The 25892-nt window shown below is 40.9% G+C and carries 23 protein-coding genes; 14 read left to right on the forward strand and 9 right to left on the reverse strand.

All coding sequences use genetic code 11. From position 1 onward, the window contains the following. Nucleotides 1-78: 78 nt before the first annotated feature. From I2I13_RS11385 to I2I13_RS11400, 4 genes are all read left to right on the forward strand, one after another. On the forward strand, nucleotides 79-1047 hold the full coding sequence (locus tag I2I13_RS11385; RefSeq protein WP_195649546.1) for an ABC transporter substrate-binding protein: 969 nt from the start codon (nucleotides 79-81) through the stop codon (nucleotides 1045-1047). A 61-nt stretch (nucleotides 1048-1108) separates the two neighbouring features. Further along, a complete protein-coding gene (locus tag I2I13_RS11390) occupies nucleotides 1109-2101 on the forward strand; it encodes a porin (protein ID WP_195649547.1) in 993 nt (330 codons plus the stop codon). Between the two features lie 222 nt (nucleotides 2102-2323). After that, on the forward strand, nucleotides 2324-3508 hold the full coding sequence (locus I2I13_RS11395) for a DUF418 domain-containing protein (RefSeq protein WP_148364696.1): 1185 nt from the start codon (nucleotides 2324-2326) through the stop codon (nucleotides 3506-3508). 7 nt (nucleotides 3509-3515) lie between these two features. Further along, nucleotides 3516-5723 carry a tetratricopeptide repeat protein gene (locus tag I2I13_RS11400; protein ID WP_195649548.1) on the forward strand — a complete coding sequence of 736 codons (2208 nt, stop codon included), beginning with the start codon at nucleotides 3516-3518 and terminating at the stop codon, nucleotides 5721-5723. A gap of 183 nt (nucleotides 5724-5906) precedes the next feature. Here the strand turns inward: I2I13_RS11400 and I2I13_RS11405 are convergent, their stop codons facing one another. From I2I13_RS11405 to I2I13_RS11425, 5 genes are all read right to left on the reverse strand, one after another. Further along, nucleotides 5907-6488 carry a Maf-like protein gene (locus I2I13_RS11405; protein ID WP_148364695.1) on the reverse strand — a complete coding sequence of 194 codons (582 nt, stop codon included), beginning with the start codon at nucleotides 6486-6488 and terminating at the stop codon, nucleotides 5907-5909. 190 nt (nucleotides 6489-6678) lie between these two features. Then, nucleotides 6679-7200: an HAD family hydrolase gene (locus tag I2I13_RS11410; RefSeq protein WP_195649549.1), complete on the reverse strand. Its 522-nt coding sequence runs from the start codon at nucleotides 7198-7200 to the stop codon at nucleotides 6679-6681. Continuing rightward, nucleotides 7181-7975, reverse strand: coding sequence for a Rossmann-like and DUF2520 domain-containing protein (locus tag I2I13_RS11415; protein WP_195649550.1), 795 nt, complete (start codon nucleotides 7973-7975; stop codon nucleotides 7181-7183). The genes I2I13_RS11410 and I2I13_RS11415 overlap by 20 nt, the downstream gene beginning before the upstream one ends. A 7-nt stretch (nucleotides 7976-7982) precedes the next feature. Further along, nucleotides 7983-8318, reverse strand: coding sequence for a hypothetical protein (locus tag I2I13_RS11420; protein ID WP_148364692.1), 336 nt, complete (start codon nucleotides 8316-8318; stop codon nucleotides 7983-7985). A gap of 2 nt (nucleotides 8319-8320) precedes the next feature. After that, a complete protein-coding gene (locus I2I13_RS11425; protein WP_004327009.1) occupies nucleotides 8321-8857 on the reverse strand; it encodes a nitroreductase family protein in 537 nt (178 codons plus the stop codon). Between the two features lie 122 nt (nucleotides 8858-8979). On the opposite strand from I2I13_RS11425, the gene I2I13_RS11430 reads away from it, so the two are divergent. Beyond that, nucleotides 8980-9198, forward strand: a complete 219-nt coding sequence (locus I2I13_RS11430) for a hypothetical protein (protein WP_148364691.1) — start codon at nucleotides 8980-8982, stop codon at nucleotides 9196-9198. Nucleotides 9199-9203: 5 nt separating this feature from the next. Here the strand turns inward: I2I13_RS11430 and I2I13_RS11435 are convergent, their stop codons facing one another. From I2I13_RS11435 to I2I13_RS11445, 3 genes are all read right to left on the reverse strand, one after another. After that, the gene (locus I2I13_RS11435; protein WP_148364690.1) at nucleotides 9204-9746 is read right to left on the reverse strand and encodes a carbonic anhydrase; all 543 of its coding nucleotides are present in this window, start codon (nucleotides 9744-9746) and stop codon (nucleotides 9204-9206) included. A gap of 118 nt (nucleotides 9747-9864) precedes the next feature. Then, nucleotides 9865-11889 (reverse strand): RagB/SusD family nutrient uptake outer membrane protein, encoded by a 2025-nt coding sequence (locus I2I13_RS11440; RefSeq protein ID WP_195649551.1) that lies wholly within the window; start codon nucleotides 11887-11889, stop codon nucleotides 9865-9867. A 23-nt stretch (nucleotides 11890-11912) separates the two neighbouring features. Further along, on the reverse strand, nucleotides 11913-15152 hold the full coding sequence (locus I2I13_RS11445; protein ID WP_148364688.1) for a TonB-dependent receptor: 3240 nt from the start codon (nucleotides 15150-15152) through the stop codon (nucleotides 11913-11915). Nucleotides 15153-15390: 238 nt separating this feature from the next. Between I2I13_RS11445 and I2I13_RS11450 the strand changes: the two genes are divergently transcribed. The 7 genes from I2I13_RS11450 to I2I13_RS11480 all read left to right on the forward strand — a co-directional run bounded on the left by I2I13_RS11450 (nucleotide 15391) and on the right by I2I13_RS11480 (nucleotide 22690). Continuing rightward, complete coding sequence (locus tag I2I13_RS11450) at nucleotides 15391-16389, forward strand: GNAT family N-acetyltransferase (RefSeq protein WP_148364687.1); 999 nt, start codon at nucleotides 15391-15393, stop codon at nucleotides 16387-16389. Between the two features lie 175 nt (nucleotides 16390-16564). Continuing rightward, complete coding sequence (gene mce / locus I2I13_RS11455) at nucleotides 16565-16969, forward strand: methylmalonyl-CoA epimerase (protein WP_002561104.1); 405 nt, start codon at nucleotides 16565-16567, stop codon at nucleotides 16967-16969. A 28-nt stretch (nucleotides 16970-16997) separates the two neighbouring features. Further along, the gene (locus tag I2I13_RS11460; RefSeq protein ID WP_148364686.1) at nucleotides 16998-18551 is read left to right on the forward strand and encodes an acyl-CoA carboxylase subunit beta; all 1554 of its coding nucleotides are present in this window, start codon (nucleotides 16998-17000) and stop codon (nucleotides 18549-18551) included. 31 nt (nucleotides 18552-18582) lie between these two features. Continuing rightward, nucleotides 18583-19500 (forward strand): OadG family transporter subunit, encoded by a 918-nt coding sequence (locus I2I13_RS11465; RefSeq protein WP_195649552.1) that lies wholly within the window; start codon nucleotides 18583-18585, stop codon nucleotides 19498-19500. A gap of 24 nt (nucleotides 19501-19524) precedes the next feature. Then, the gene (locus tag I2I13_RS11470) at nucleotides 19525-19956 is read left to right on the forward strand and encodes a biotin/lipoyl-containing protein (protein WP_148364684.1); all 432 of its coding nucleotides are present in this window, start codon (nucleotides 19525-19527) and stop codon (nucleotides 19954-19956) included. 1 nt (nucleotide 19957) lies between these two features. Then, entirely contained in the window at nucleotides 19958-21118 is a 1161-nt protein-coding gene (locus I2I13_RS11475; RefSeq protein ID WP_117937399.1) for a sodium ion-translocating decarboxylase subunit beta, read from the forward strand. Nucleotides 21119-21343: 225 nt separating this feature from the next. Beyond that, on the forward strand, nucleotides 21344-22690 hold the full coding sequence (locus I2I13_RS11480) for a hypothetical protein (protein WP_195649553.1): 1347 nt from the start codon (nucleotides 21344-21346) through the stop codon (nucleotides 22688-22690). A gap of 113 nt (nucleotides 22691-22803) precedes the next feature. On the opposite strand, the gene I2I13_RS11485 is transcribed toward I2I13_RS11480, so the two are convergent. Then, nucleotides 22804-23808: a class II fructose-bisphosphate aldolase gene (locus I2I13_RS11485; RefSeq protein WP_195649554.1), complete on the reverse strand. Its 1005-nt coding sequence runs from the start codon at nucleotides 23806-23808 to the stop codon at nucleotides 22804-22806. Nucleotides 23809-24259: 451 nt separating this feature from the next. Here I2I13_RS11485 and I2I13_RS11490 point away from each other — a divergent pair, with 451 nt between their 5' ends. Continuing rightward, the gene (locus tag I2I13_RS11490) at nucleotides 24260-24514 is read left to right on the forward strand and encodes a type B 50S ribosomal protein L31 (protein WP_005678397.1); all 255 of its coding nucleotides are present in this window, start codon (nucleotides 24260-24262) and stop codon (nucleotides 24512-24514) included. Between the two features lie 239 nt (nucleotides 24515-24753). Next, nucleotides 24754-25161 (forward strand): hypothetical protein, encoded by a 408-nt coding sequence (locus tag I2I13_RS11495; RefSeq protein ID WP_148364681.1) that lies wholly within the window; start codon nucleotides 24754-24756, stop codon nucleotides 25159-25161. Nucleotides 25162-25892: the final 731 nt, after the last annotated feature.

Raw genomic sequence — 25892 nt, forward strand, 5'->3', positions numbered from 1 at the left:
TTGGTCGGGGCAGTTCTTTGTGAAAAGAGTTGCCCCTATTTATAAAAAAAGAGGTCCTCTTATTTATAAAAACGAGGTATGAAAAGACCGGTACTATTCTTTTGGTTCATCCTTTTCTTCCTTTACTCTTGCCAGAGTAAGAAAGGAGACAGCTCTTTTTTACCTCTAGCCGAACTGCAACCACTTACCTTAGGCATGATGCCTACACTAGACGGACTTCCTTTTCATATAGCCAAAACGCAAGGCATTTACGACTCATTAGGACTGGACTTGACCATTCTTTCATTCAACTCTGCCAACGACCGGGACGCTGCTTTCCAAACCCGGAAAATGGATGGCATGATTACTGATTATCCCAGTGCGGTAGCATTACAAGCTATTCATCATACTGATTTAGCATTCATCCTGAAGAATGACGGTTATTTCTGCTTCATTGTCTCCAAAGAAAGTAATATCAACCAACTGGAACAGCTCAAGGAAAAGAATATCGCTGTATCGCGCAACACAGTTATCGAATATGCCACCGACCAGCTATTAAGCAAAGCCGGAATCAAGCATACGGAAATAAACATGCCGGAAATCGGCCAGCTTCTTCTCCGCCTGCAAATGTTGCAGTACAATCAGATTGACGCCTCTTTCCTGCCCGATCCTGCCGCATCCATCGCCATGAACAATAAACATCGTTCATTGGTAAGTACGCAAGAGCTGGGTATCGATTTCACCGCTACCGCTTTTTCACGAAAAGCACTCAACGAAAAGAGAAAAGAAATCGAGTTACTCATCACAGGATATAACCTGGGAGTAAATTATATAAAAATGCACCCGCAGAAAGAATGGGAACAAGTACTGATAGAAATAGGTGTGCCCGAAAATCTGACAGGGCTCGTTGCCCTCCCCGGTTATCAAAAAGCAAAACGCCCCTCCGCTGAAGCGATAGACAAGGCTATACACTGGTTGAAAGAAAACCACCGAATACCCCAAACCTACTCTGAAAAGAATCTGATTGACACTACGTTTATCCCCACAGTATCAACCATAATCAAATAACAACTGACTCATGCGAAAAACACTACTTAAACTCTTCACTTTTGTATTATGTATAATAGGTATGCAAAATGCCCTTCTTGCACAAGAACAAACGCCACTAAATCAGGTTGTCAACACGCTGAAAGAACGAATTAGCCTCTCCGGATATGCCCAGCTGGGATATACATACGACGATGCAGCGAATCCTGACAATACATTCGACATCAAAAGAATCATTTTCATGGCACATGGAAAGATCACCAAACGGTGGACTTGCGACTTTATGTACGACTTCTACAATGGCGGTATGCTACTCGAAGTATATACCGATTATCAGTTTCTCCCCGGACTTACGGCACGTATCGGTGAATTCAAAGTTCCTTATACCATAGAAAATGAATTGTCTCCTACTACAGTAGAACTTATTAATTGCTATTCACAATCTGTCTGCTATCTGGCAGGAGTAAGCGGTAGCGATAAGTGTTACGGAATGACTTCCGGACGGGATATTGGCATGATGCTTCACGGGAAAGTATTTCGAGACTTCCTGCAATATAAAGTGGCCGTAATGAACGGGCAGGGATTGAATACCAAAGACAAAAACAACCAGAAAGATGTGGTCGGCAATTTGATGGTTTATCCTCTGAAATGGTTATCCGTAGGTGGTTCGTTCATCCGCGGAACAGGGCACGCCATAGCCGATTCGGAATATACCGGAATCAAAGCGGGAGAAAATTACGCCAAGAAACGTTGGAGTGCAGGAGGTGTTGTCACTACTCCGACTTTTAATCTGCGTACGGAATATCTTGGCGGAAAAGACCGAAGTGTGACAAGTGAAGGCTTCTATGCAACGGGAAGCCTACGCTTTGCACGGAATTTCGATTTCATCGCTTCGTACGATTATTTCAACCCGAACAAGAGCGCAGATTTCAAACAAAATAACTATATTGCAGGCGTACAATACTGGTTTTATCCCAGATGTCGATTGCAGGCACAATACACCTTTTGTGACAAAAAAGGAGATGGACAGAAAGATTCCAATCTGATACAGGCACAGGTACAGGTGAGGTTTTAATTCAAGTATTAAGTATTAATCGTAGTAGTTGAAAACAGACTATCATTCATTCCCATAGGGTTATGAATGAAATTATAAATAAGGAATTAGGCACGGATTACGCGGATTACACGGTTTTGGCTGCGCAATCTTTTTGAAGCCGTGTAATCCGCGTAATCCGTGCCTGAATATATTCCTCTTGGAACAAATATTAATCTTATTAATAACAATAGCTAAAAAAACATGGAAAGTAAAATCGCCGAAACCAATGCCCGAATAGACGTGGCCGACGTATTAAGAGGATTGGCAGTAATGGGAATCATCCTCTTGCACAGTATTGAACACTTTAATTTCTATTCTTTTCCGGAAGAAGTCCCTTTTGAATGGATGAAATTTACCGATCAGGCAATCTGGAGAGGATTATTCTTCACATTCAGCAATAAAGCATACGCTGTATTTGCTTTGCTATTCGGTTTCAGTTTCTATATTCAGGACAATAACCAACAACGGAGAGGGAAAGATTTCCGCCTGCGTTTTTTATGGAGATTATTCATCCTGTTCATTATAGGACAATTCAATGCCGCTTTCTTTACCGGTGAAATATTAACCATGTATGCGATTTTAGGAATTATCCTGCCGATATTTTGCCGGATGAGTGACCGTACAGTTGCTATCTTTGCTACTTTATTAATCCTTCAACCTATCGACTGGGCAAAATTGATCTATGCCTTATGCAATCCTGACTATGTGGCAGGTAAAAGTCTGGCAGGCTATTATTTCAGCATCGCTTTCGACGTGCAAAAGCATGGCAACTTCCTTGAAACAGTCCGCATGAATATGTGGGAAGGACAAATGGCTAACATGACCTGGGCATTGGAACACGGACGTATCTTACAAACACCGGGACTATTCCTATTCGGAATGCTGGTTGGTCGCCGCAAATATTTCCTGTATAGCGAACAGAACGAACGCTTGTGGCTAAAAGCATTGGCAATTTCGCTTCTCTGCTTCTTCCCCATCTACGGATTAAATAATATGTTGCCGGAATTCATCGAACGGAGTGCCGTCCTTGTTCCTCTACAATTGATATTAAGTTCATTCAGCAGCCTTAGTTTCATGGTATTACTGGTGACAGGATTACTGTTGACTTTCTACCGTGTGAAAGACCGCAGTTTCTTTATGCGTTTCACCTCTTATGGTAAAATGAGTTTAACGAACTATCTCGGGCAATCTATTTTCGGTTCTCTTTTGTTCTATCATTGGGGATTCGAATTGGGACGATATTTAGGAATCACATATAGTTTCCTTTTTGGCATCCTTTTTGTTCTATTACAAATGGTATTCTGTTCGTGGTGGCTCCGACACCATAAACATGGTCCTTTTGAGGGTCTCTGGAAACGTTTGACTTGGATTGGAAAAAGTAAATAATTAAATAATGATGAACGAAAAAACGATTAATGAACAATACGCATATATACGTACCTTACTTGAAGAGAAAAGACTCAAGGAAGCTTTGATGCAGTTGGAATCTCTGCTGTGGCAGTGTCCTGACTGGGATCTGCGTACCCGCCTGGAACAATTGCAGACTTCCTACAAGTATATGCTGGAATACATGAAACAAGGAGCAAATGACCCTGAACGGTGGAATCTGTATCAGAAAATGGTATCAGACACGTGGGGAATTGCCGACCAATCACGTTTGCTCATATTGGATAACGCTTCATCAAGATACTATCATGAAGTACGACGCACTCCCAAATCGCCAGACTTGTCAAACTATGGTCTTAAAACCATATTGCACATACTGGAGTCTTTTAATGACGACTTGGCAGTCAGCGGATTACTGTCTGACGAAAAGATGGATGAAGTATTAAAGCGGCATGAGGACACGCTCAAGTTTATGTTTATCAGAACATGGACGAATAGTGCATGGACTCCCGAAGACGAGGAAGATGCAAAAGCCATGCTTGCCTCGGAATTACTTCCGGGAGATGACTTATGTTTGTTTGTCAGCGCCCTCACATTAAGCTTGATGGAATGTTTCGACTTACGAAAAATAATGTGGTTGCTTGATGCTTACGAGCATCCCAACGTCAACGTCAGTCAACGGGCATTGGTTGGTGCGATGATTATTTTCCACATTTACAGAAGCCGCCTTACTTTCTATCCGGAACTGATAAAAAGGGTGGATCTCATGGAAGAAATTCCTTCATTCAGAGAAGATGTCGCACGTATTTACCGCCAAATGCTATTATGTCAGGAAACGGAAAAGATTGATAAAAAGATGAGGGAGGAGATTATTCCCGAAATGCTGAAGAATGTTTCCTCCATGAAAAATATGCGGTTCGGCTTTGAAGAAAGCGATGAAGAGAACAACGATATGAATCCGGATTGGGAAGATGCATTCGAGAAATCCGGACTGGGGGATAAATTGCGTGAAATGAACGAATTGCAGTTGGAGGGTGCAGATGTATATATGAGCACTTTTGCGGCATTGAAAAACTATCCGTTCTTCCGCGAGGTACATAACTGGTTTTATCCATTCAGCAAGCAACAGTCTAATGTGCTCAAGGCAATGAAGCAGGCGGGAAATCAGGGAGGCAGTCTACTGGATTTAATTCTTCAATCGGGGTTCTTCAGCAATAGTGATAAGTACTCGCTCTTTTTCACGATCCATCAATTGCCACAGTCACAACAGGATATGATGTTGAGCCAACTGAACGAACAGCAGGTTGCAGAATTGGCGGAGAAATCGAATGTTGAGACGATGAAGAAATTCAATGAACGTCCGGGAACGGTCAGCAACCAATACCTGCACGATTTGTATCGTTTCTTCAAACTTAGTGTGCGTAAGAGTGAATTCAGAGATATTTTTAAAGAGAAGCTCGATCTTCATCATGTCCCTGCACTCGATAATATATTGCACTGGGAAGATGTATTGTTTCCCATTGCCGATTTCTACCTGTCAAAGGAACGTTGGGACGAGGCTATCGAAATTTATGAGGAGTTGGAAACGATTGGCGGATTCGAAGGAGAGAGTGCGGAATATTATCAGAAGTTTGGCTATGCATTGCAAAAAAGGAAGAAATATGCAGAGGCTATTCAGGCTTACCTGAAAGCAGACACGCTGAAACCGGATAATATCTGGAACAATCGCCATCTGGCTATTTGTTATCGGCTGAACAGAAACTATCAGGTAGCAATCACCTACTACAAAAAGGTAGAAGAAGCTGCTCCGGAAGATACCAACGTGACTTTCCATATCGGTAGTTGTCTGGCTGAATTGGGGCAATATGAAGAAGCACTGAATTATTTCTTCAAACTGGATTTCATCGAGAGCAATTGCATCAAGGCATGGCGTGGTATCGGCTGGTGTTCATTCATCAGCCAGAAACATGAACAGGCGATGAAGTATTATGAAAAAATAATAGAACAAAAGCCTCTGGCTATTGACTATATGAATGCAGGACATGTTGCTTGGGTGATGGGAGATATTCAGAAAGCTGCCGTTTTCTATGGAAAAGCCATTACAGCAAGTGGAAACCGGGAACGATTCTTGGAAATGTTCCATAAAGATGAAGAGGCTCTTCTCACACAAGGAATTCGGGAAGAAGATATTCCTCTGATGCTGGATTTATTATAGTTTTCGCATCTTTCAGTTTGGGATATTCAGTAAATGTTCCTGCTTAAAAATACAGAAAAAGGCTGCCTCATTTTCTATTTCGAGGCAGCCTTTTTTGCATTATTGTACTAAGTATATCTTATGTATTTTATGTAATCAATACGTTAATTACACTGATATATTCAGATAGATTCAAGATACTTACTATAGCTTTTTCAACTCTCCGTACAGTTTCTGTATAGGAAGTCCCATAATATTATAGAAACTACCGGAAATTGATTTAACCCCGATATATCCGATCCATTCCTGAACGCCATAAGCTCCTGCCTTATCCATCGGCTGATAACGATCTACGTAATACAGGATTTCATCTTCCGACAAGACATCAAACAAAACTTCGGAGGAAGCGGTAAAGCTTTTTTGCCACTCGGTAGTAGTCAGGCAAACTCCTGTGAAGACCTGATGAGATTTTCCCGAAAGAGTACGAAGCATTTCAACGGCTCCTTCCCTGCCCTCCGGTTTTCCAAGTACTTTCCCATCTAACCAGACTATGGTATCTGCCGTAATCAATAATTCTCCCGGCTTCATCATGGTACGGTAAGCATCTGCCTTTTCACGAGCAATATATTCAGGTATTTCAGCACCCACCAATGTGTCCGGATATGACTCGTCTATATCTGGCAATGTTCTGACTACATAGTCTACTCCCAGTCCTGACATCAGTTCTTTCCGACGGGGAGAATTGGAAGCTAATATAATCCGGTATTTCTTTAAGTTATCAAGCATGATTTTATTTACGATTTGACGATTTACTATTTACGATTGAAAATACTTTTTATTGATGATTGAAAAATGTTTCTGTTGATGATTAAGAGCAATTTCGTTGACGGTCAAAAGTACTGCTATTGACATCACCGGATTAATTTACAAAGATACTCCAATCGTAAATCGTAAATTGTCCAATCGTCTAATCCATTCACCAACCGAAAGCGTCTTCCGCCATCCATAGACCGTGAGCTTTCAGCACCTGCTCCACTACATCACGTCCGCATCCGCGTCCACCGTCTGCATATGAGATATACTTTGCAACGGATTTCACTTCCGGCACGGCATCTTTCGGACAGCATGGCAGTCCGCACTCACGCATCACTTCGATATCCGGTACGTCATCTCCCATATATAAAATTTCATCATCGGTCAATCCGTACTTATCACGAAAAGCACGATAATCGTGTATCTTCACAGCAGAACCCATGTATAATTCCTTCACTCCCAGTCCTTCAAAACGAATACGTACCGCTTCTGTGCGGCCACCGGTGATGATAGCTATGTGAAGTCCTTTTTTCACAGCCAGCTGGATGGCATATCCATCTTTGATATTCACGGTTCGCATCGGTTCACCGGAAGGATGCAAAGGTACAGTGGTCGAACTCAATACTCCGTCCACGTCAAAAGCTAAAGCTTTGATACGGGATAAATCATAGTTGATGGTGCTCATGGATACTTTTGCTCATTAGTTTATATATTTCCTGCAATGCCGGAGAATCTACCAACATGGCAAGATGATTACTCATCACATTCTCATCGTAACGAACAGCGGGTCCGGTCTGTGCATCACGTGGCGCCAATTCGTGTACTTTACGAGCCGTTTCATCTATCAGCGGAAGCATGACATCGAAAGGCAAGTTGTATTTTTCAAGTAAATCGGCTGCTAATGCATACATGTGATTTGTGAAGTTACAGATAAAAACAGCAGCTAAATGAAGGCTTTTACGTTGCTCGGAAGAAGCTTCGTAGACCTTTTCCGAAAGAGTGGCGGCAACAGCCTTCAACAGCTCCACATCTTCCGGCCTTTTCGCTTCAACAAAGAAAGGCACTTCCTGAAATTTGACTTCACGCTGTTTGCTGAATGTCTGCATCGGATAGAATACTCCGTAACGTTCTGCATGCCCTTCCCAAACGCTCATCGGGATGCTTCCTGCCGTATGCACCAACAAAGACGCCTGCTTTCCTTCTGTTATCTGCGGTAACAAATCTACTAAAGCGGCATCTTTCAACGATACGATATACAATTTTGCATCTTTGGAGACAGCCTGCAAATCTGTAGTATATTCAGCTTCTACTTTCTCGGCTAAGGCACGGGCAGATTCCATGGTCCGGCTATATATCTGTACAATGCGGAAGCCTTTACGATAAAGAGCTTTCGCCAGATTAGTAGCCAAGTTACCTGCACCGATAAACACGATCGGTGTATCTTCTATACTTCTTTTCATTATTCTCTTATCGTTTTGCAAACCAGAATAAAATGATTCCGATGATGAGCAATGTCAATGGCAACAGATATCCGGATAACGAACCTAATAAGGATATTACCAAACCGATATTCATCACTAGCCAAAGGCCAAGCAACACCAGACCAATTGATTTATCGCGTTTGAAAATAAGGAAACAGATCGAAGCGTACAATAACATATTGTCCTTATTCATTACCCATGGTAGCCCGATGGAAGAAAAATGAATCAACTTATCGATCAGAAAAAGTGCTCCGATTACAATAAAGGTAACAGCGGTAGCCAGATAGGTATCTTTACTATTATTCGCTTTAGCAGCTCCCATGCTTATTTTCCTCCAAACTTATTAATATGAATTTTCTCCCATTGAAGATGTTCCTCATTGAAAGGTTTACGTTCCATCCCTTTATGGCCGATAGCAATGACAGAAAGAATCTGAAGTTGCAAAGGAATATCCAAAATTCCATGGACAAATTCATCGGAAGGCATTCCGGTAGCAGTGAAACGTTCGCGAACCTGCACCCAACAACTTCCCAAGCCAAGATCTTCAGCCTGCAACTGTATCATGATGGAAGCAATGGAAGCGTCTTCAATCCAAACATCGCTAGCCAACGGATCGGCCATTACAACAATCGCCAAAGCTGCGTCGGCAATGAACGAAGAAGCCTGTTCTTTGCAATGAGACAATTCTTTCAATACCTCTTTATCATCAACCACTACAAACTGCCAACTATTACTACGTTTGGAAGAAGGAGACATCAAAGCTGCTTTCATCAATGCAACTACCTGATCTTGTGTCAATTCTTCATCGGTGAACTTCCGCATACTACGACGGTTCTTTATCAATTCACTGAAATTTTCCATATTATTTCCGGTTTCATTTGATTAATGTATGCAAAGATAATGCAAACCGAGCGTAATAGGAAATAAAAGTTTATACTAAATGAAGAATATATCGTATCTTTGCACAGAGAAATAATTTCATTATGAAAAAGCGAATTACACAAGACGATTACGTTAAAGCGAATCGTAAAGCTAGCCGTGAGGCAGAAATTGAGATGTACGGGCACCCTATTTGTCACAAACGAGTGCACCAGTCAAAGAAAGTATATAACCGTAGAAAGATAAAGGCAGCCGATAAAAAGCTGCCTTATTTTTTTGTATTCAGGATAGCGTCACTATATTTAGAGGTATTAAAAAGATAGTTTATCTATACAATCCGTGTTAATTCTCCAGTTGTAGAATCGATAATAAATCCGTAAACTGTCACATCTGAAGGAATCAAAGGATGACGCACGATAAAATCGACTGTTCCCCTCACGGACTTTTCCGTATCTTCGAAGCCATCCAGCCAGGCATGAAAATCAACTCCGCAGAAGCGCATCATGTCAATATAATCCGGATTTATCCCCCGTGCCGTCATCTTTTCAAGCATCGTTTCACTATGCATATGACAAGCTCCACAATCAGAATGAGCAATCACCATTATCTCCTCCACACCCAGTTCAAAGATAGCTACGAGTAAACTCCGGATCACGCTACCGAAAGGATGGGAAATAACGCCACCTGCATTCTTTATCATTTTTACATCGCCATTCTTAATTCCTAATGCGGCTGGAAGCAAAGCAGTCAGTCGGGTGTCCATACAGGAAAGAATAGCTATTTTCTTATCGGGATATTTGTTGGTAATATACGATTCATATCCCTTGTTCTCAACAAATTCTTTGTTGTAAGCTAATATTTCTTCTATCATAGTTCCGCTTAAATTATAAAGCTCTGTTCGATGGCACAAAGATAAAGAAAATATATAAAAAAGGGATATGTCATCGCGACATATCCCCTCCTAATTTAAAATTTAATCTGTAAGAGTTCTAATACCCATTATTTCCATATTCTTCTGCATTATCAATCTGACTCAAGAAGTTAAAAGAGATCGGACGTAAATAATGCTTGTTTTCATCAAAGTTTTCAGCCGCACGAGGATTACCAACAGTAAGACGTTGTTTGAAAGAATCTTTGTGACGCTTCATCGTCACCCAACGTTGATATTCTCCACATAATTCACGAGCATACTCGTCCATAACATCATTTTGTGTAGCATTACTCAATTTCATGGCATTGTAAGATGCATCATCACGAGCTGCACGCTTTTTCAGTACATTCAGATATTCTGCCGCTTTTCCGCCATTTCCTAATTGCTGGTTAGCTTCAGCAGCAATCAGATATACTTCAGCCATACGCATAATGAATACATCACCTGTCTTACGTTGCAGATTACTACTATATGAATCTTCCGATAGCCAATTAAATTTGTTGAAACCAGGATACATGTTTTTGTCATTAGTGACTTTTATATCCGTTTTACGATATTGTCCGTTATCAAACAAATCATCAATATTGATTACATAATATCTACGTTTCGCTTTTTCCGCATCCGAAAGTTTTTCTTTTGACAAATAGAAACAAATTCTATCATCGTCTTCAGCAACAGGATAAGGGATTACATAAGGATTCTTCACTTCTTGCAACTTGGAAGGATCACCGCTATTTTCTCCTTTAGGCCAAACCTTGGCAGTAAGCCTCGGAGCCCAAGTTCCATCGTAATATGCATAATTCAAGTCACCATATGGATAAATATACTCATTATGAAATTTTGCATCCAACCCATAAGTATTAATCATATTTTGAGTAAGAATTGTAAATGAACTAATGTTATCATTTACACCATGTTTGGTTCCTATTTTCGGTGTAGTACCATCATCCAATGTTTGCTTCTTATTAGTAAATAGGTAGCTACCTCCCGACTGTACGCCGGAGAACTGCACAAAGGCGGTCGTAAAGGTTACCTCCCATCGCTTATCATAATCTGCATCAAAGCAATCCAACAAATACTTGGAGGGTGCCAAAGTACTATTATTTGTACGTCCATACCAATAGTTTTGATTATCCGGTGTTGGATAAATAGTTAAAGTATTTGGTTTTGGATACATATAAGTAAAGTTATTATTACATTGTGTCCCCGCGTTCCAAATCTCCAGATTTGTTGCATCCGGACCGGCAGCAATAAATAAGGCCTCCTTATTATTTCGATTGTTCGCCGGTGCCCAAACATCTTCCACATCATCATAAAGACAACTGCTATATGCTGAAATCATATCTTCTGCCACTTCTTTTGCACGCTGCCAATAAGATACTCCATCCTCTGTCAAACCATATTCACCTCCACCTTGAGCGTAGACACGAGCCAAAAGTCCTAACGCAGTCTTCTTAGTCACACGCGCACGATTATTATCGTAAGGGGTGTCCTCAAGATTGTTGGCTGCAAATTTCAAATCATCAATTATCTGCGTATATAGTTCTTCAATCGAGTTACGCCGCGGAGTCAAAATAGGATCTTGGGATGATTCTTCCAATGTTAATGTTACATTGCCATAATTATTCACTAATATAGAGTAATAGAATGCACGGAGACAACGGGCTTCAGCCACTAAAGTCGTTATATCCTTTTCATTACCGTCAGTTACCAATTCAGCTCTGGTCACTACCGCATTACAATTACCGATCATAGAATAAGCCTGACCAAACAACTTATTTGTCGCATTGGTATTTGTGGCTAAACCATCATAATAAATCACCTGTTTGGCATAATCAGGATTACCTGCAGGAGTTATCCAACAGTCCGTTCCGCCTTCAGCAACGGATAAGAAATCATACACACTGAATAACTGCCCATAAAGTGATGAATAACAGTAAGATTGTAATCCTTTGAGCCCATCAAAAGTAGCAAGAATTTCATCCCCTGTTTTTTGACTTGGATTATACTCATCAAGCGAGCAGGCAGACATTGAAGCCACAGCGAATGTAAGCGCTGCTATTTTATAGATTGTTCTTTTCATTTCAATACTTTTTTTAGTGAAAACTAGAATGTAACATTTACACCAAATACAAATTGTTTGGTCAATGGGTACTTCAGAGAGCCATTCATTTCAGGATCATAGTCTTTCAGCAAATGGCTTTTTGCAAATACAAACGGATTTGTAATTGTAGCATAGAAACGACATTTCTCTATACCGGCTGATTTTAATATGGATTTCGGCAAGCTATATCCCAAGGTTATGTTCTTAATCTTTATAAATGAACCGTCTACATAACGTAGTCCATAATATCCTGTATATTGTTCAAGCCCTTTATTAGCATTGGCAGCAGGAAAATCATTTGATGGATTGTTTTCCGTCCAATAATTGAAATATGTTGGGAAGTTACGTATACCCTTCGGGTCATAAGATGTCAGCATATCATAGGCAAACATCTGTCCGTAGCGTGCATACACGAATATACTTAAATCAAAGTCCTTCCAAGTGAAATTATTCTGAAAACCTAAAGACCAATCCGGAGAATTGTGACCCAAGATTTGATAATCCGCATCACTTGGAGTATATTTATTATCAGATGTATAATAAATAACATTACCATTTGCATCTACGGCAGCACGCCCCGTTTCCTCATCAATCTTATAGAATCTGCCATCTGCCTCCTTTACCAAATTAGGTATATTGATTTTCAAATCACCAGGTGCAGCCCCAAATACTGCCGCATCAGTCTCTTCCCCCTTTTGCCATACACCGTCCAACTTATAATGATAATAAGAATTAATAGCTTCTCCCAATGCCAATGCATATCCAGTGTCACCATTATTAAGCACATCAGAATCTCCACCGGACAATTTAGTAATTTCTTCCTTATTATGATTGAAAGTCACACTAGAGCTCCAAGTAAAATTCTTTGTTATAATATTGCGTGTATTAAGAGCCAACTCAAAACCTTTATTGCTAGTCTCACACATATTCAAATTTGTGGTATAATTCGCTGTAGTTCCACCATCTGGTGAGAATGCACCGTTTACAACAGGAAGAGCTTTATTCCATATAACATCTTTCGTTTTTGTATTATAATATTCCATACTAACATCAATACGATTATTCAGGAACGCAGCATCAATACCGATATTGGTATTATATGACTTTTCCCACGTAAGCAAGTAGTTTGGAATATTCTGTGAGAACTTATAAATAGGCGTCAAAACACCCCCTAACACCATATTGACAGAAGTAGCATCCAATGACGCAGCAGAAGAGTAAGGATCAATACCTGCCGTACTACCTGTAACACCGTATCCAAAGCGAATTTTCAGATTGCTCAACCAATTTGTCGTACTCTCCATAAATTTCTCGTCAGAAATTCTCCAACCCAAAGAAAAAGCCGGGAAGGTATCCCATTTATTACCTTCTGCCAGTCTGGAAGATCCGTCATGACGAACAGATGCAGAGAGCAAATACCTGCCCAAATATGAGTAATTCAAACGACCGACATATCCCATTCCTTTAGACATGCTATATGAAGTACTTCCCGAAGTTGCAGAATTACCGTCAAGAATATTATGCCATAAGAATTTATTATCAGAAACACCTTTCTGATACAAAGTAGTGACATCACTACGATTATGATTCCAAGACGTAACCGCGGTAAGAGTTATATCATGTACTTTCTTAATTTGGAAATTGTAGGTAAGTATATTCTCCCATTTATAGTTATACGAACGGCTGTCTTTTACCTGTGCCTTAATGCCATCTGCCGTTTGATTTGCTTTATACCATTGAACAGATCCCTCTCCGGTAAAAGTATTGCTACGTGAATATCCCAAACTGGCACCGGCACGAGTAATAAAAGTCAATCCTTTAAGAGGAGTGATTTCCAAATAAGGATTAAAATATACTTTGAGGTTTTGGGCCTGATTGCGATACAAACTTTTATCCTCATTCAAAAGATAATTATATACTGTAGATGAAGGGTCGGCAACTGGTTGAGGGTTTATACTCCCATCTTCATTATACAAAGTTCCAAGGGGATTTGATGCCATCAAAGTCTGCAAATCAGAATCAGCTTTATTTTGATGTACATAGGATAACTGCGTATCAATCCCAACCTTCATCCAGTTCTTAATCTTATGGTCTACCCGGATTTTAGATGAATAAAGTTTATAGCTATCTTGTGCAAACTGCCCATCCTCATTAGAAAAATTCAGAGAAAAATAGGCTTTTGTTTTTTCCGTTCCACCGGCCACAGAAACTGAATAATTCTGTGTTACACTAGTTTTCAACAAAGCATCCACCCAGTCTATATATTGTCCATTTTGATGCGCATTCCATTCAGCATCAGTAGTAAACAGATTTTTATCATCTGCAACTGAACTCCAACGTCCATCACCAGCACCAATAGAAGCATCTCTCAATGTTTGTATATAGCTCTCTCCACTACGCATCTCCGGTGTTCTTGACCAGCCGTTTACACCTACATACGCATTAAAATTAACTATAGCTTTACCTTCCTTACCGCCTTTTGTAGTAATTAAAATAACACCATTTGCACCACTCGAACCATAAATAGCCGTTGAGGAAGCATCTTTTAAAACTTCAATACTTTCAATATCATTAGGATTCAATGTAGAATAATCCCCTGGCATACCATCAATTATAAATAAAGGATTTCCAGAATCCTTCTGGAATGACCGGTTACCACGCAGCTGCATCTTTACTCCCGAACCGGCCTGTCCCGATTCACGCGTAATGTCCAATCCTGCTACTTTACCTTGCAAAGCCTGCATCGGATTCGAGCCCGGGTTCATTACGACATCTTCACTTTTTACAGAAGTGATAGCCCCGGTTAAATCGCGTTTCTTCATCGTACCGTAACCCACCACAACAACCTCATCCAATGCCTTTGTATCCGAAACCATTTTCACATTGACCGGTCCATTCCCCGCCACTGTTACAGTTTGTTCTTTATAACCGATATAAGAAATGACCAGTTCTTTTCTTCCCGCTGGAAGATTGATAGAAAAGTTACCGTCAAAATCAGTAATCGTACCTGTACTTGTTCCTTTCACAACAATAGAAACACCAATCAGTGGCTCCCCGCTTTCATCAACAACAGTTCCTTTCACAGTTTTCGTTTGTGTGACAACTTGCACCATAGTATTAGAGACTCCATCTTCTGCATAAACAGAATATGACAGAGGGGCATACAATAAAGACAGCCCTAAAATCATGGAAGCGCGTCTATGATGATTCTTCCATGCTTCAACAAATGCATTGTATCTCATTCGTTCTAATTTAAAGTTAATATTAATTCTCGTTGTTTTGCAAAAACTATTTGATTATAATCATAATTATGACGAACATAATTTATACACGTACTCACCTTTTATACCATTTTTCTCTTAAAAGATATATTTTTTCCAATAAATTCGCAAAGATAAACAGCACTTTACTTCAAGCATCTCCAACAAATTCTCCGTTTTGTTGTTGAATAAAGAATAAAAAGTGTAAATTTGTACCTAGATGCCACTTAAACTAACGACATATTATCAAGGGAAGGATATTCCTGAATTACCGGGAAAAAACACCTTCCATTCCAAAGAGTTATTTCAGATTTATGAAGCAACTCCCGGGTATACTCCTTTATTAATAGTCGCAACGGAAGACGGCAAACCTGTGGCACGCCTGCTCGCCGCTATCCGCAAAGCTAAAAAGTGGCTTCCTTCCTCTTTAGTGAAACATTGTGTAGTATATAGCGAAGGTGAATTTCTGGACGAATCCCTTTCTGACAATAAAGAGAAAGCAGAAGAAGTCTTTGGGGATATGCTCGAACATCTCACGCAGGAAGCATCGCGCAGCTGTGTCCTGATCGAATTCCGAAACCTGAACAATTCGATGTTCGGCTATCGGGTTTTCAGAGCCAACGATTATTTCCCTGTCAACTGGTTACGGGTACGCAATTCGTTACACAGCATGAAAAAGACGGAAGACCGATTCAGTCCGTCGCGCATCCGGCAGATCAAAAAAGGACTCAAAAATGGAGCCAGAGTAGAGGAAGCACATACAGTGGAAGAAATACACGCCTTCTCACGAATGCTACACAAAGTCTATTCTTCCCGCATACGCAGATATTTTCCTGCCAACGATTTCTTCCGTCACATGAACAGCGTGCTAATTAAAGGAAAACTAGCAAAAATATTCGTTGTAAAATATAAAGAGAAAATCATCGGCGGTTCCGTCTGCATCTATTCGGGAGACGATGCATACCTCTGGTTTTCAGGAGGGATGAGAAAGACGTACGCACTTCAATATCCGGGCGTGCTAGCCGTTTGGAAAGCATTGGAAGATGCACACCAGCGAGGATTCCGCCACATGGAATTTATGGATGTGGGTCTTCCGTTCCGCAGACACGGCTATCGTGATTTTGTTCTCCGCTTCGGAGGAAAACAAAGTAGTACCCGCCGCTGGTTCCGCGTCAACTGGAATTGGCTGAACAAACTCTTAGTCAAATTTTACATCTAAATGTAATCTCAAGATTACAAAACAACTCTTTATGTTCCTTGTCCACCATTTTTTCTGCTTTATCACCCAACAATTAAATGCAGAAATATTTCTTTATTAGGTAAGAATTGTCTTTCTTTGTGCTGTTTTATGCCTTATGAGCACAGATTTAAAACCAAATAAAAAAAGTATAGTTATGAAGATTTCACACATTGAACATCTGGGCATTGCTGTAAAAAGCATTGAAGAAGCCCTTCCTTACTACGAAAATGTATTAGGTCTGAAGTGTTACAACATTGAAACAGTGGAAGATCAGAAAGTAAGAACCGCTTTTTTAAAAGTAGGTGAAACCAAAATCGAACTGTTGGAACCGACTTGCCCTGAAAGTACCATTGCCAAATTTATTGAAAACAAAGGTGCAGGTGTTCATCACGTTGCATTTGCTGTAGAAGATGGCGTAGCTAATGCTTTGGCAGAAGCAGAAAGCAAAGAAATCCGCCTTATCGACAAAGCTCCCCGCAAAGGTGCTGAAGGTTTGAATATCGCTTTCCTTCACCCGAAATCAACTCTGGGCGTGTTAACAGAACTCTGCGAACATTAATCATAAACTCTAAAACCAACAAGAACTCATGAGTAATCAACTTGAAAAAATTAAAGAGCTTATTGAACGCCGTGCCGTAGCACGTATCGGAGGCGGTGAAAAAGCAATTGCGAAGCAACATGAAAAAGGGAAATACACAGCACGCGAGCGTCTGGCTATGCTGCTTGATGAGGGTAGCTTCGAAGAAATGGACATGTTCGTTGAGCACAGATGCACGAACTTCGGTATGGATAAAAAACATTATCCGGGCGACGGAGTAGTGACCGGCTGCGGTACGATCGAAGGACGTTTGGTATATGTGTTCGCACAGGACTTTACCGTTTCTGCCGGTTCACTGTCAGAAACAATGTCACTGAAAATCTGTAAAATCATGGATCAGGCAATGAAAATGGGTGCTCCCTGCATCGGTATCAACGACTCGGGTGGTGCACGTATCCAGGAAGGTATCAATGCTTTGGCCGGTTATGCAGAAATCTTCCAACGCAATATCCTTGCTTCCGGTGTTATCCCACAGATTTCCGGTATCTTCGGTCCTTGTGCCGGTGGTGCTGTTTATTCTCCGGCTCTGACCGACTTCACGCTGATGATGGAAGGCACTTCTTATATGTTCCTTACCGGACCAAAAGTTGTGAAAACCGTAACAGGTGAAGATGTTAGCCAAGAAAACCTCGGTGGTGCAAGCGTTCACTCCACAAAATCAGGCGTGACTCACTTCACCGCTAAAACAGAAGAAGAAGGTTTCGAACTGATTCGTAAACTGTTAAGCTTTATTCCTCAAAATAATCTTGAAGAAGCTCCTTATGTAGATTGTACAGACCCAATCGACCGTTTGGAAGATTCTTTGAACGATATCATTCCCGACAGCCCAACTAAACCGTATGATATGTACGAAGTAATCGGCGCTATCGTGGACAACGGTGAATTCCTTGAAATCCAGAAAGATTATGCAAAGAATATCATCATCGGTTTTGCCCGTTTCAACGGCCAGTCAGTAGGTATCGTTGCTAATCAGCCCAAGTATCTGGCTGGTGTGCTCGACAGCAATGCATCTCGCAAGGGTGCACGTTTCGTCCGTTTCTGTGATGCATTCAATATTCCTATCGTATCGTTGGTAGACGTACCGGGATTCCTTCCGGGAACAGGGCAGGAATACAACGGTGTTATCCTTCATGGAGCTAAGCTGTTGTACGCTTACGGTGAAGCTACTGTGCCCAAGGTTACTATCACATTACGTAAATCTTACGGAGGTTCTCACATCGTGATGAGCTGTAAGCAACTTCGCGGTGATATGAACTACGCATGGCCGACTGCCGAAATTGCAGTAATGGGTGGTGCAGGAGCAGTAGAAGTATTGTACGCACGTGAGGCTAAAGATCAGGAAAATCCTGCCCAATTCCTTGCAGAGAAAGAAGCAGAATACACGAAACTGTTTGCCAATCCCTACAATGCAGCAAAATACGGCTACATTGACGATGTGATTGAACCACGCAACACACGTTTCCGCGTGATCCGTGCTTTGCAGCAGTTGCAGACTAAGAAATTGAGTAATCCGGCTAAGAAGCATGGTAATATTCCGTTGTAATCCAACTTTTCACATTAAAACAAGAACGATTATGAACAAAACCAAAATCGGAATATTCCTTTCTTTGCTGTTGCTGATTGGGCTGACTTCTTGTGGAGAGCAAAAGTCAAACAACAAGTTGGTACTGAATGAAATCCTGATAGACAATCAGAGTAATTTTCAGGACGACTACGGGTTGCACAGTGCATGGATCGAAATATTCAATAAATCATTCGGTAGCGCCGACCTGGCAGCTTGTTTGCTGAAAGTAAGTAGCCAACCGGGCGATACAGTTACTTATTTTATCCCGAAAGGTGATATACTGACATTAGTGAAACCACGTCAACATGCTCTGTTCTGGGCAGACGGCGAGCCTAACCGCGGTACTTTCCATACCAGTTTTAAGCTGAATCCGGAGACTGCCAACTGGATTGGCTTGTACGACTCCGGCAGAAAGTTGCTTGACCAGATTGTAGTGCCGGCAGGCGCTCTCGGTCCCGACCAATCATACGCTCGCATAAGCGACGGAGCAATGGAGTGGGAAGTAAAAGGTGGAAGTGGTGACAAATACGTGACTCCGAGCACTAACAATAAGACTCTTGACAGTAATGCCAAAATGGAAAAATTTGAGGAACACGATGCTGAAGGTATTGGAATGTCTATTTCTGCCATGAGCGTAGTATTCTGCGGATTGATTCTTCTCTTTATTGCTTTCAAGATTGTAGGAAAAGTAGCCGTAAATTTGAGCAAACGTAATGCTATGAAATCTAAAGGCATCGACAAACAAGAAGCGAAAGAGCTGTCACAAGCTCCGGGCGAAGTTTACGCTGCCATCTCTATGGCATTACACGAGATGCAGGATGAGGTACACGACGTAGAAGAAACGGTACTCACCATCACTCGTGTAAAACGTAGCTATTCACCATGGAGTTCGAAGATTTACACCTTGCGTGAAACTCCCAAAAAGTAAATCACCCCATAAAAAAATAAAACGATGAAAGAATACAAATATAAGATCAATGGTAACTCTTATAAAGTGACCATCGGAAATATTGAAGATAATATCGCTCATGTAGAAGTGAACGGTACACACTATAAAGTAGAAATGGAGAAACAACCGAAGCCTGCTGCGAAACCAGTAACAGTGCGTCCTATGCCTAATGCTCCTACTGCTCCTACTCAAGTAGTGAAACCAGCTGCTCCGTCTACCGGAAAATCGGGAGTGAAATCTCCGCTGCCGGGCGTTATCCTTGACATCAAAGTAAACGTAGGCGATACTGTAAAGAAAGGCCAGACTATCATTATATTGGAAGCCATGAAGATGGAAAACAATATCAATGCGGATAAAGACGGTAAAATTACTGCCATCAACGTAAACAAAGGTGACTCTGTTCTTGAAGGTAATGACCTCGTAATTATTGAATAATATGGGAGATTTTATAAACTTTTTAGGAAATAACCTCGCCGACTTCTGGACATATACGGGCTTTGCAAATGCTACTGTAGGGCACATCGTTATGATTCTTGTGGGTTTGGGGTTCATCTATTTGGCAGTAGCCAAAGAGTTCGAACCGATGTTGCTGATTCCTATCGGTTTCGGTATATTGATCGGTAATATACCTTTTAATATGGATGCGGGACTGAAAGTCGGTATCTATGAAGAAGGTTCTGTATTGAATATCCTGTATCAGGGAGTGACCTCCGGCTGGTACCCGCCGCTCATCTTCTTAGGCATCGGTGCTATGACGGACTTCTCGGCACTTATCTCCAACCCGAAATTGATGTTGATCGGTGCAGCTGCACAGTTCGGTATCTTCGGTGCATACATGATCGCATTGGAAATGGGTTTCGACCCGATGCAAGCCGGTGCTATCGGTATCATTGGTGGAGCAGACGGTCCGACGGCCATCTTCCTTTCCTCCAAGCTAGCACCTAACCTGATGGGAGCCATTGCGGTGTCCGCCTACTCCTACATGGCGTTGGTTCCAGTGATACAGCCGCCTATTATGCGCCTGCTCACCACCAAAAGTGAACGCGTCATTCGCATGAAACCGCCGCGTGCAGTTTCTCACACAGAGAAGGTGATTTTCCCGATCATCGGTTTGTTGCTGACTTGCTTCCTGGTTCCTTCCGGTCTGCCTTTGCTAGGTATGCTGTTCTTCGGTAACCTATTGAAAGAAAGTGGTGTAACCCGTCGTTTGGCTAATACTGCCAGCGGTCCGTTGATTGATACTATCACTATCTTGTTGGGTCTGACAGTAGGTGCTTCTACGCAAGCTTCCGAATTCCTGACGCTCGACTCTATCAAGATTTTCGCTCTCGGTGCATTGTCATTCATCATTGCAACTGCATCCGGTGTCATCTTTGTTAAGATATTCAATATCTTCCTGAAGAAGGGCAACAAGATTAATCCGTTGATCGGTAACGCAGGTGTATCTGCCGTTCCTGACTCTGCACGTATCTCGCAAGTAATCGGTTTGGAATACGATTCAACCAACTACTTGTTGATGCACGCTATGGGGCCGAACGTTGCCGGAGTGATCGGTTCAGCAGTTGCTGCCGGTATCCTGCTTGGATTCTTGATGTAAGAGACAAATGCCCCTGCCGGATTTCCATTCGGTATGCTTTAAACATATATATAAAGATCACCCGTGTTACATTCAGTTGCGACACGGGTGTTCTTTATATACAGCCATAGTGTTATCTTCTCTTATCATTCCGTTAATCTATCCAAAACGATCTACGAATAATTCGTAAATAAAATATTTTTAGTAACTTGCAACAAATAAGTCAAACAACTAAAATAAGATTTTATGAAACGGATTATTATTCTGTTCTTCCTTGGTTGCACCATCCCTCTCATGGCACAACACACAGACCATATTCAGGAAGCTATGGCAAACTACGATTACGAGACAGCTCTTTCTCTTATCGCCCAAAAGAAATCAACCCCTCACCTACTCTTACAGAAAGGCAAAGCGTTGCGAGGACTAGGACTCACCACAGAGGCACTATCCACCTACGAAGAAATTATCTCTAACAATACCACCAATGCTCGTGCATTCATTGAAGCAGCCGAATGCTGCCGGGCACTGGCCAAATACAATCAAGCGCTGAAATATTACGAACACGCCCTTGATCTGAATCCGGAGAACAAATATGTACGTATTCAATATATCAGTTTACTCCTGACCCAGCAAAAGTTTCGCGATGCACTTGGCGAAAGTAGTCTAATGACGGAAAAAGACAGTTCCGCTATTGTCCTGCATCTGCAAGCTCAAAGTTTTGAAGGGATGGGCGAACTTCTGCCTGCCGCAGGTTGCTATTACAATATTCAGGAGAAATATCCCGACGATTACCTGGCTGCCACCAAACTGGGAGCTTTGAATATATCCGGTTCATATTTCGATGAGGCCATCGAAGCTACAGAAAAATACCGTCAAATTGACAGTACCAATATCTCGGTCAACCGGCAGAATGCCTTGGCATATTGCCTCAAACGAGACTATCCCACTGCCATCCGGCGTTATGAATATCTTGTTAGCCAAGGAGATAGCACCTTCCACACTTGTTATTATCTGGGAATTAGCTATTATGCAGTGGAGAAATATTACGAAGCCCATGATTTTTTGGAAGTCGCCCGTAAATACGATCCCGATAATATCAATCTCCTTTATTATCTCGGCCGGGCGTGTTCTAAAACTTCCTGGAAAAAAGAAGGCGTAAACTATCTGGAAAAAGCAATTGAATTATCCATACCTAAAGATAGCAGCATGACCAGACTCTATATTGGAATGACCGACTGCTACAAGATGGCACAAATGCATAAAGAACAGATCGAATCCATCAAAGAACGTTACCAACAGTATGACAAACAAAACCACAAACTATTGTATGACATGGCCTATATATACTTCTATGCCCTGAAAGACAAGAAAAACACCGAGCGCTGCCTGGAAGCATTTCTAAAAACACGTCCTAAAGACAGTGAGAAAGAGGAGCTGGAAATAAATGAGGAAGGCGAACTTATCCTGGGAAAATCTAATTATTATAATGCTGCTGCCAACTGGCTGAAAGTTCTTCGAGACAAACAGAAAGTAGAAAAATTCTTTCAAAACGGACACTCAACATCCATGAAAAATGAACAGAACAATAAATAAGTATGGCTCTGCTCTGCAATGATATTCGCTGGGACAATATTTAAGTTAATAAAAAAGGCTGTCCTAGGTTAACCGGGAGCAGCCTTTCTTTTATTTATGGAATAATCCGAGGATTACTGTGCCAATTTGTTATCAGAACCGAGCACGTTAAGAATTTTGTGCTTGTACAGTTTTTCCATGTTGTCACGAGCCGGACCAAGATACTTACGTGGGTCGAATTCAGCTGGTTTTTCAACGAAAGTCTTACGGATAGCAGCAGTCATAGCCAGACGTGAGTCAGAGTCGATGTTGATTTTGCAGACAGCAGACTTAGCAGCCTTACGCAACCATTCTTCCGGAATACCGATAGCAGCTTTCAGTGCACCACCGTATTTGTTGATAGTTTCCACTTCTTCTTGAGGAACTGAAGATGATCCGTGAAGAACGATAGGGAATCCCGGAAGTTTTTCCATTACAGCATCCAATACTTCGAAAGCCAATGGAGGAGGAACCATTACACCTGTAACCGGGTCGATGTGGCATTGTTCCGGAGTAAACTTGTAAGCACCGTGAGAAGTACCGATTGAGATAGCCAAAGAGTCGCAACCAGTGCGAGTAGCGAAGTCGATTACTTCTTCAGGGTCAGTATATGTGTGGTGGTCAGCAGAAACTTCATCTTCTACACCAGCCAATACGCCAAGTTCACCTTCTACAGTTACGTCGAACTGGTGAGCGTACTCAACAACTTTCTTAGTCAATGCAACGTTTTCTTCGTAAGGAAGATGAGAACCGTCGATCATCACTGAAGAGAAACCTGAATCGATACAAGATTTGCAAGTTTCGAATGTATCTCCGTGGTCAAGATGAAGAACGATTTCCGGATGTGCGCAGCCTAATTCTTTAGCATATTCTACAGCACCCTGTGCCATGTAACGCAACAAAGTAGCGTTAGCATACTGACGAGCACCTTTAGAAACCTGAAGAATCACAGGAGATTTAGTTTCAACAGCAGCCTTGATGATAGCCTGCATCTGTTCCATATTGTTGAAGTTGAATGCTGGGATAGCATATCCACCTTTGATAGCCTTAGCAAACATTTCTTTTGTGTTTACCAATCCTAAATCTTTGTAATTTACCATTTTGTTTAAAGTTTATTGTTAGTGAATAAAAATTCTACGCAAAAGTAAGCATTATCCATCGAATAACGAACATTGGAAAGAAAAATATAGTAGAAAAAGGTTTAAATCAGACACCAAAAATTAGCAGGAATACGAGTGTGACATTAGATTGTAATGTCTACCTTGCAAATAAACGGATAAAAGACAGTAAAGTGCATTTCTGCATTCTATCCATCATTCATCAATATGAGTTATGCTATTCGTATATGAATAATGCGAATCATATTAATATAGATATATTATAGGTACGGATTGCCTAAATTTAGAAAGCAGAGCATCTTTATCGAAGTTTTTTCCATAAAACCTTTTTCTATTTCACAGAAAAGCATTATCTTTGCGCTCTGAAAATGACCATTACACTATTTCTTACCAAAATAGTAACAGAATATAAATTAAAAAAACAGATACTGAAATGAAAAAAGGCCTTCATCCAGAATCATACCGTCCGGTAGTATTTAAAGATATGTCAAATGGTGACATGTTTTTGTCTAAGTCAACTGTAGCAACTAAAGAAACCATCGAATTCGAAGGTGAAACTTATCCGTTGCTGAAGATTGAAATCTCAAACACTTCTCACCCGTTCTATACAGGTAAATCTACATTGGTGGATACTGCAGGTCGTGTTGATAAGTTCATGAGCCGTTACGGTGACCGTAAGAAGAAATAATTCGATCTTTCGTGAAAGATGAAAAAAGAGGAGATTCTCGTAGAGAATTTCCTCTTTTTCGTTTCTGTATTCCTTATTCCTTTCGATTTGTTTATTCCTCCCCCTTCGAAACAAAATGGTTTCAGCCGGAGTCAGAAAGTTTTTAGAGATATAACCCCAAAAAGAAATAAAAGAAATATCACCAAATCCGATTTATTATCAAATAAAGGGAGTACCTTTACCCGACTAATTAAGTAAAAATGGAAATAACTGATTTAAAACAAATGACAAAGGAGGAAGTTTTTAATTTTATCAGACAACGCCTTTCTTTCAATGATGAATTGCTCGAGCAGTTCAGACATGTAAAAAAGGACGATCTCGCAAAAGAACATCGTAGATTCGAAATGTCCGGAAACGAATCAAAAACAGGCTGGTGCACAGTTTTCAATACTGCTATTCTAAATGAGTTTGCCGATCTGGGTATCTATAACTATACTTCTTACCTTTTTCTCGACTTCCACAATGGCACTCCAACCATTTATCTCAAATACTTTCTTGAGGACGAAAATCTGGAATATACATTTAACGGATATACCACAACAGAAATCATATTTGAAATTTTAGAACTGACTATCTTCTCCGGAAAGCCGGAAAGAAAACGGAACTAAAACGAAATAAAAAAATAGTTGTACAGAAATATAATGTTTCTGGCGGTTAGTGAACTGTACTCCTAAAGTTTTGTATCCAACTTTAAGAGTGCAGTTCATGATTAAACTGTCGGAAACTTTTCATCATTATCACCATATTCCTTATCTATATATCATATCTACCCTATCAATATACCATATTTCCTGTAATCAATCCCGCTTTTCCATCTAATTCCGAAAAAAACATATATCTTTGTCATACGCTTTCTACCCATCAGCGTGATGAAAAAGCAAAAGCGTTTTTTATTTCCTAACGGAGTAAATAACGTATTGTCTCCCAAATCGAAACTTAGCAAATTTCATGCACCGGGAGATGATACAACAGATACTCCACGTAGATGATCGTATATCAACATATCGATTAAAGATGTTATATATATATTGATTAGCATAGGTGTCTGTTGTTTATCATTATCTGGTGCACGGTATGCTAAGACCTCGATTTAGATAATAGTATAACAGCACTCACGTTTTTATTGTATCCGGTCGGTTTCAACAATCCTTATACCCCAAACCAATTCTCCCCCCCGACCGAAATCACAAAAATCGTGGGTGTTCGTTGCACCTCTCCGGACAATACGTTATTTACTCCTTTTTCTTATAACACATTAAAACAAAGGTACTGATATACATATCTACACTGGAAATCCTTCCGTCCCCGGAGGGATTTCTTTTTAATTATACGTATCTGC

The organism is Bacteroides sp. D55t1_190419_B8, assembly GCF_015558905.1.
Taxonomy (GTDB): domain Bacteria; phylum Bacteroidota; class Bacteroidia; order Bacteroidales; family Bacteroidaceae; genus Bacteroides; species Bacteroides vicugnae.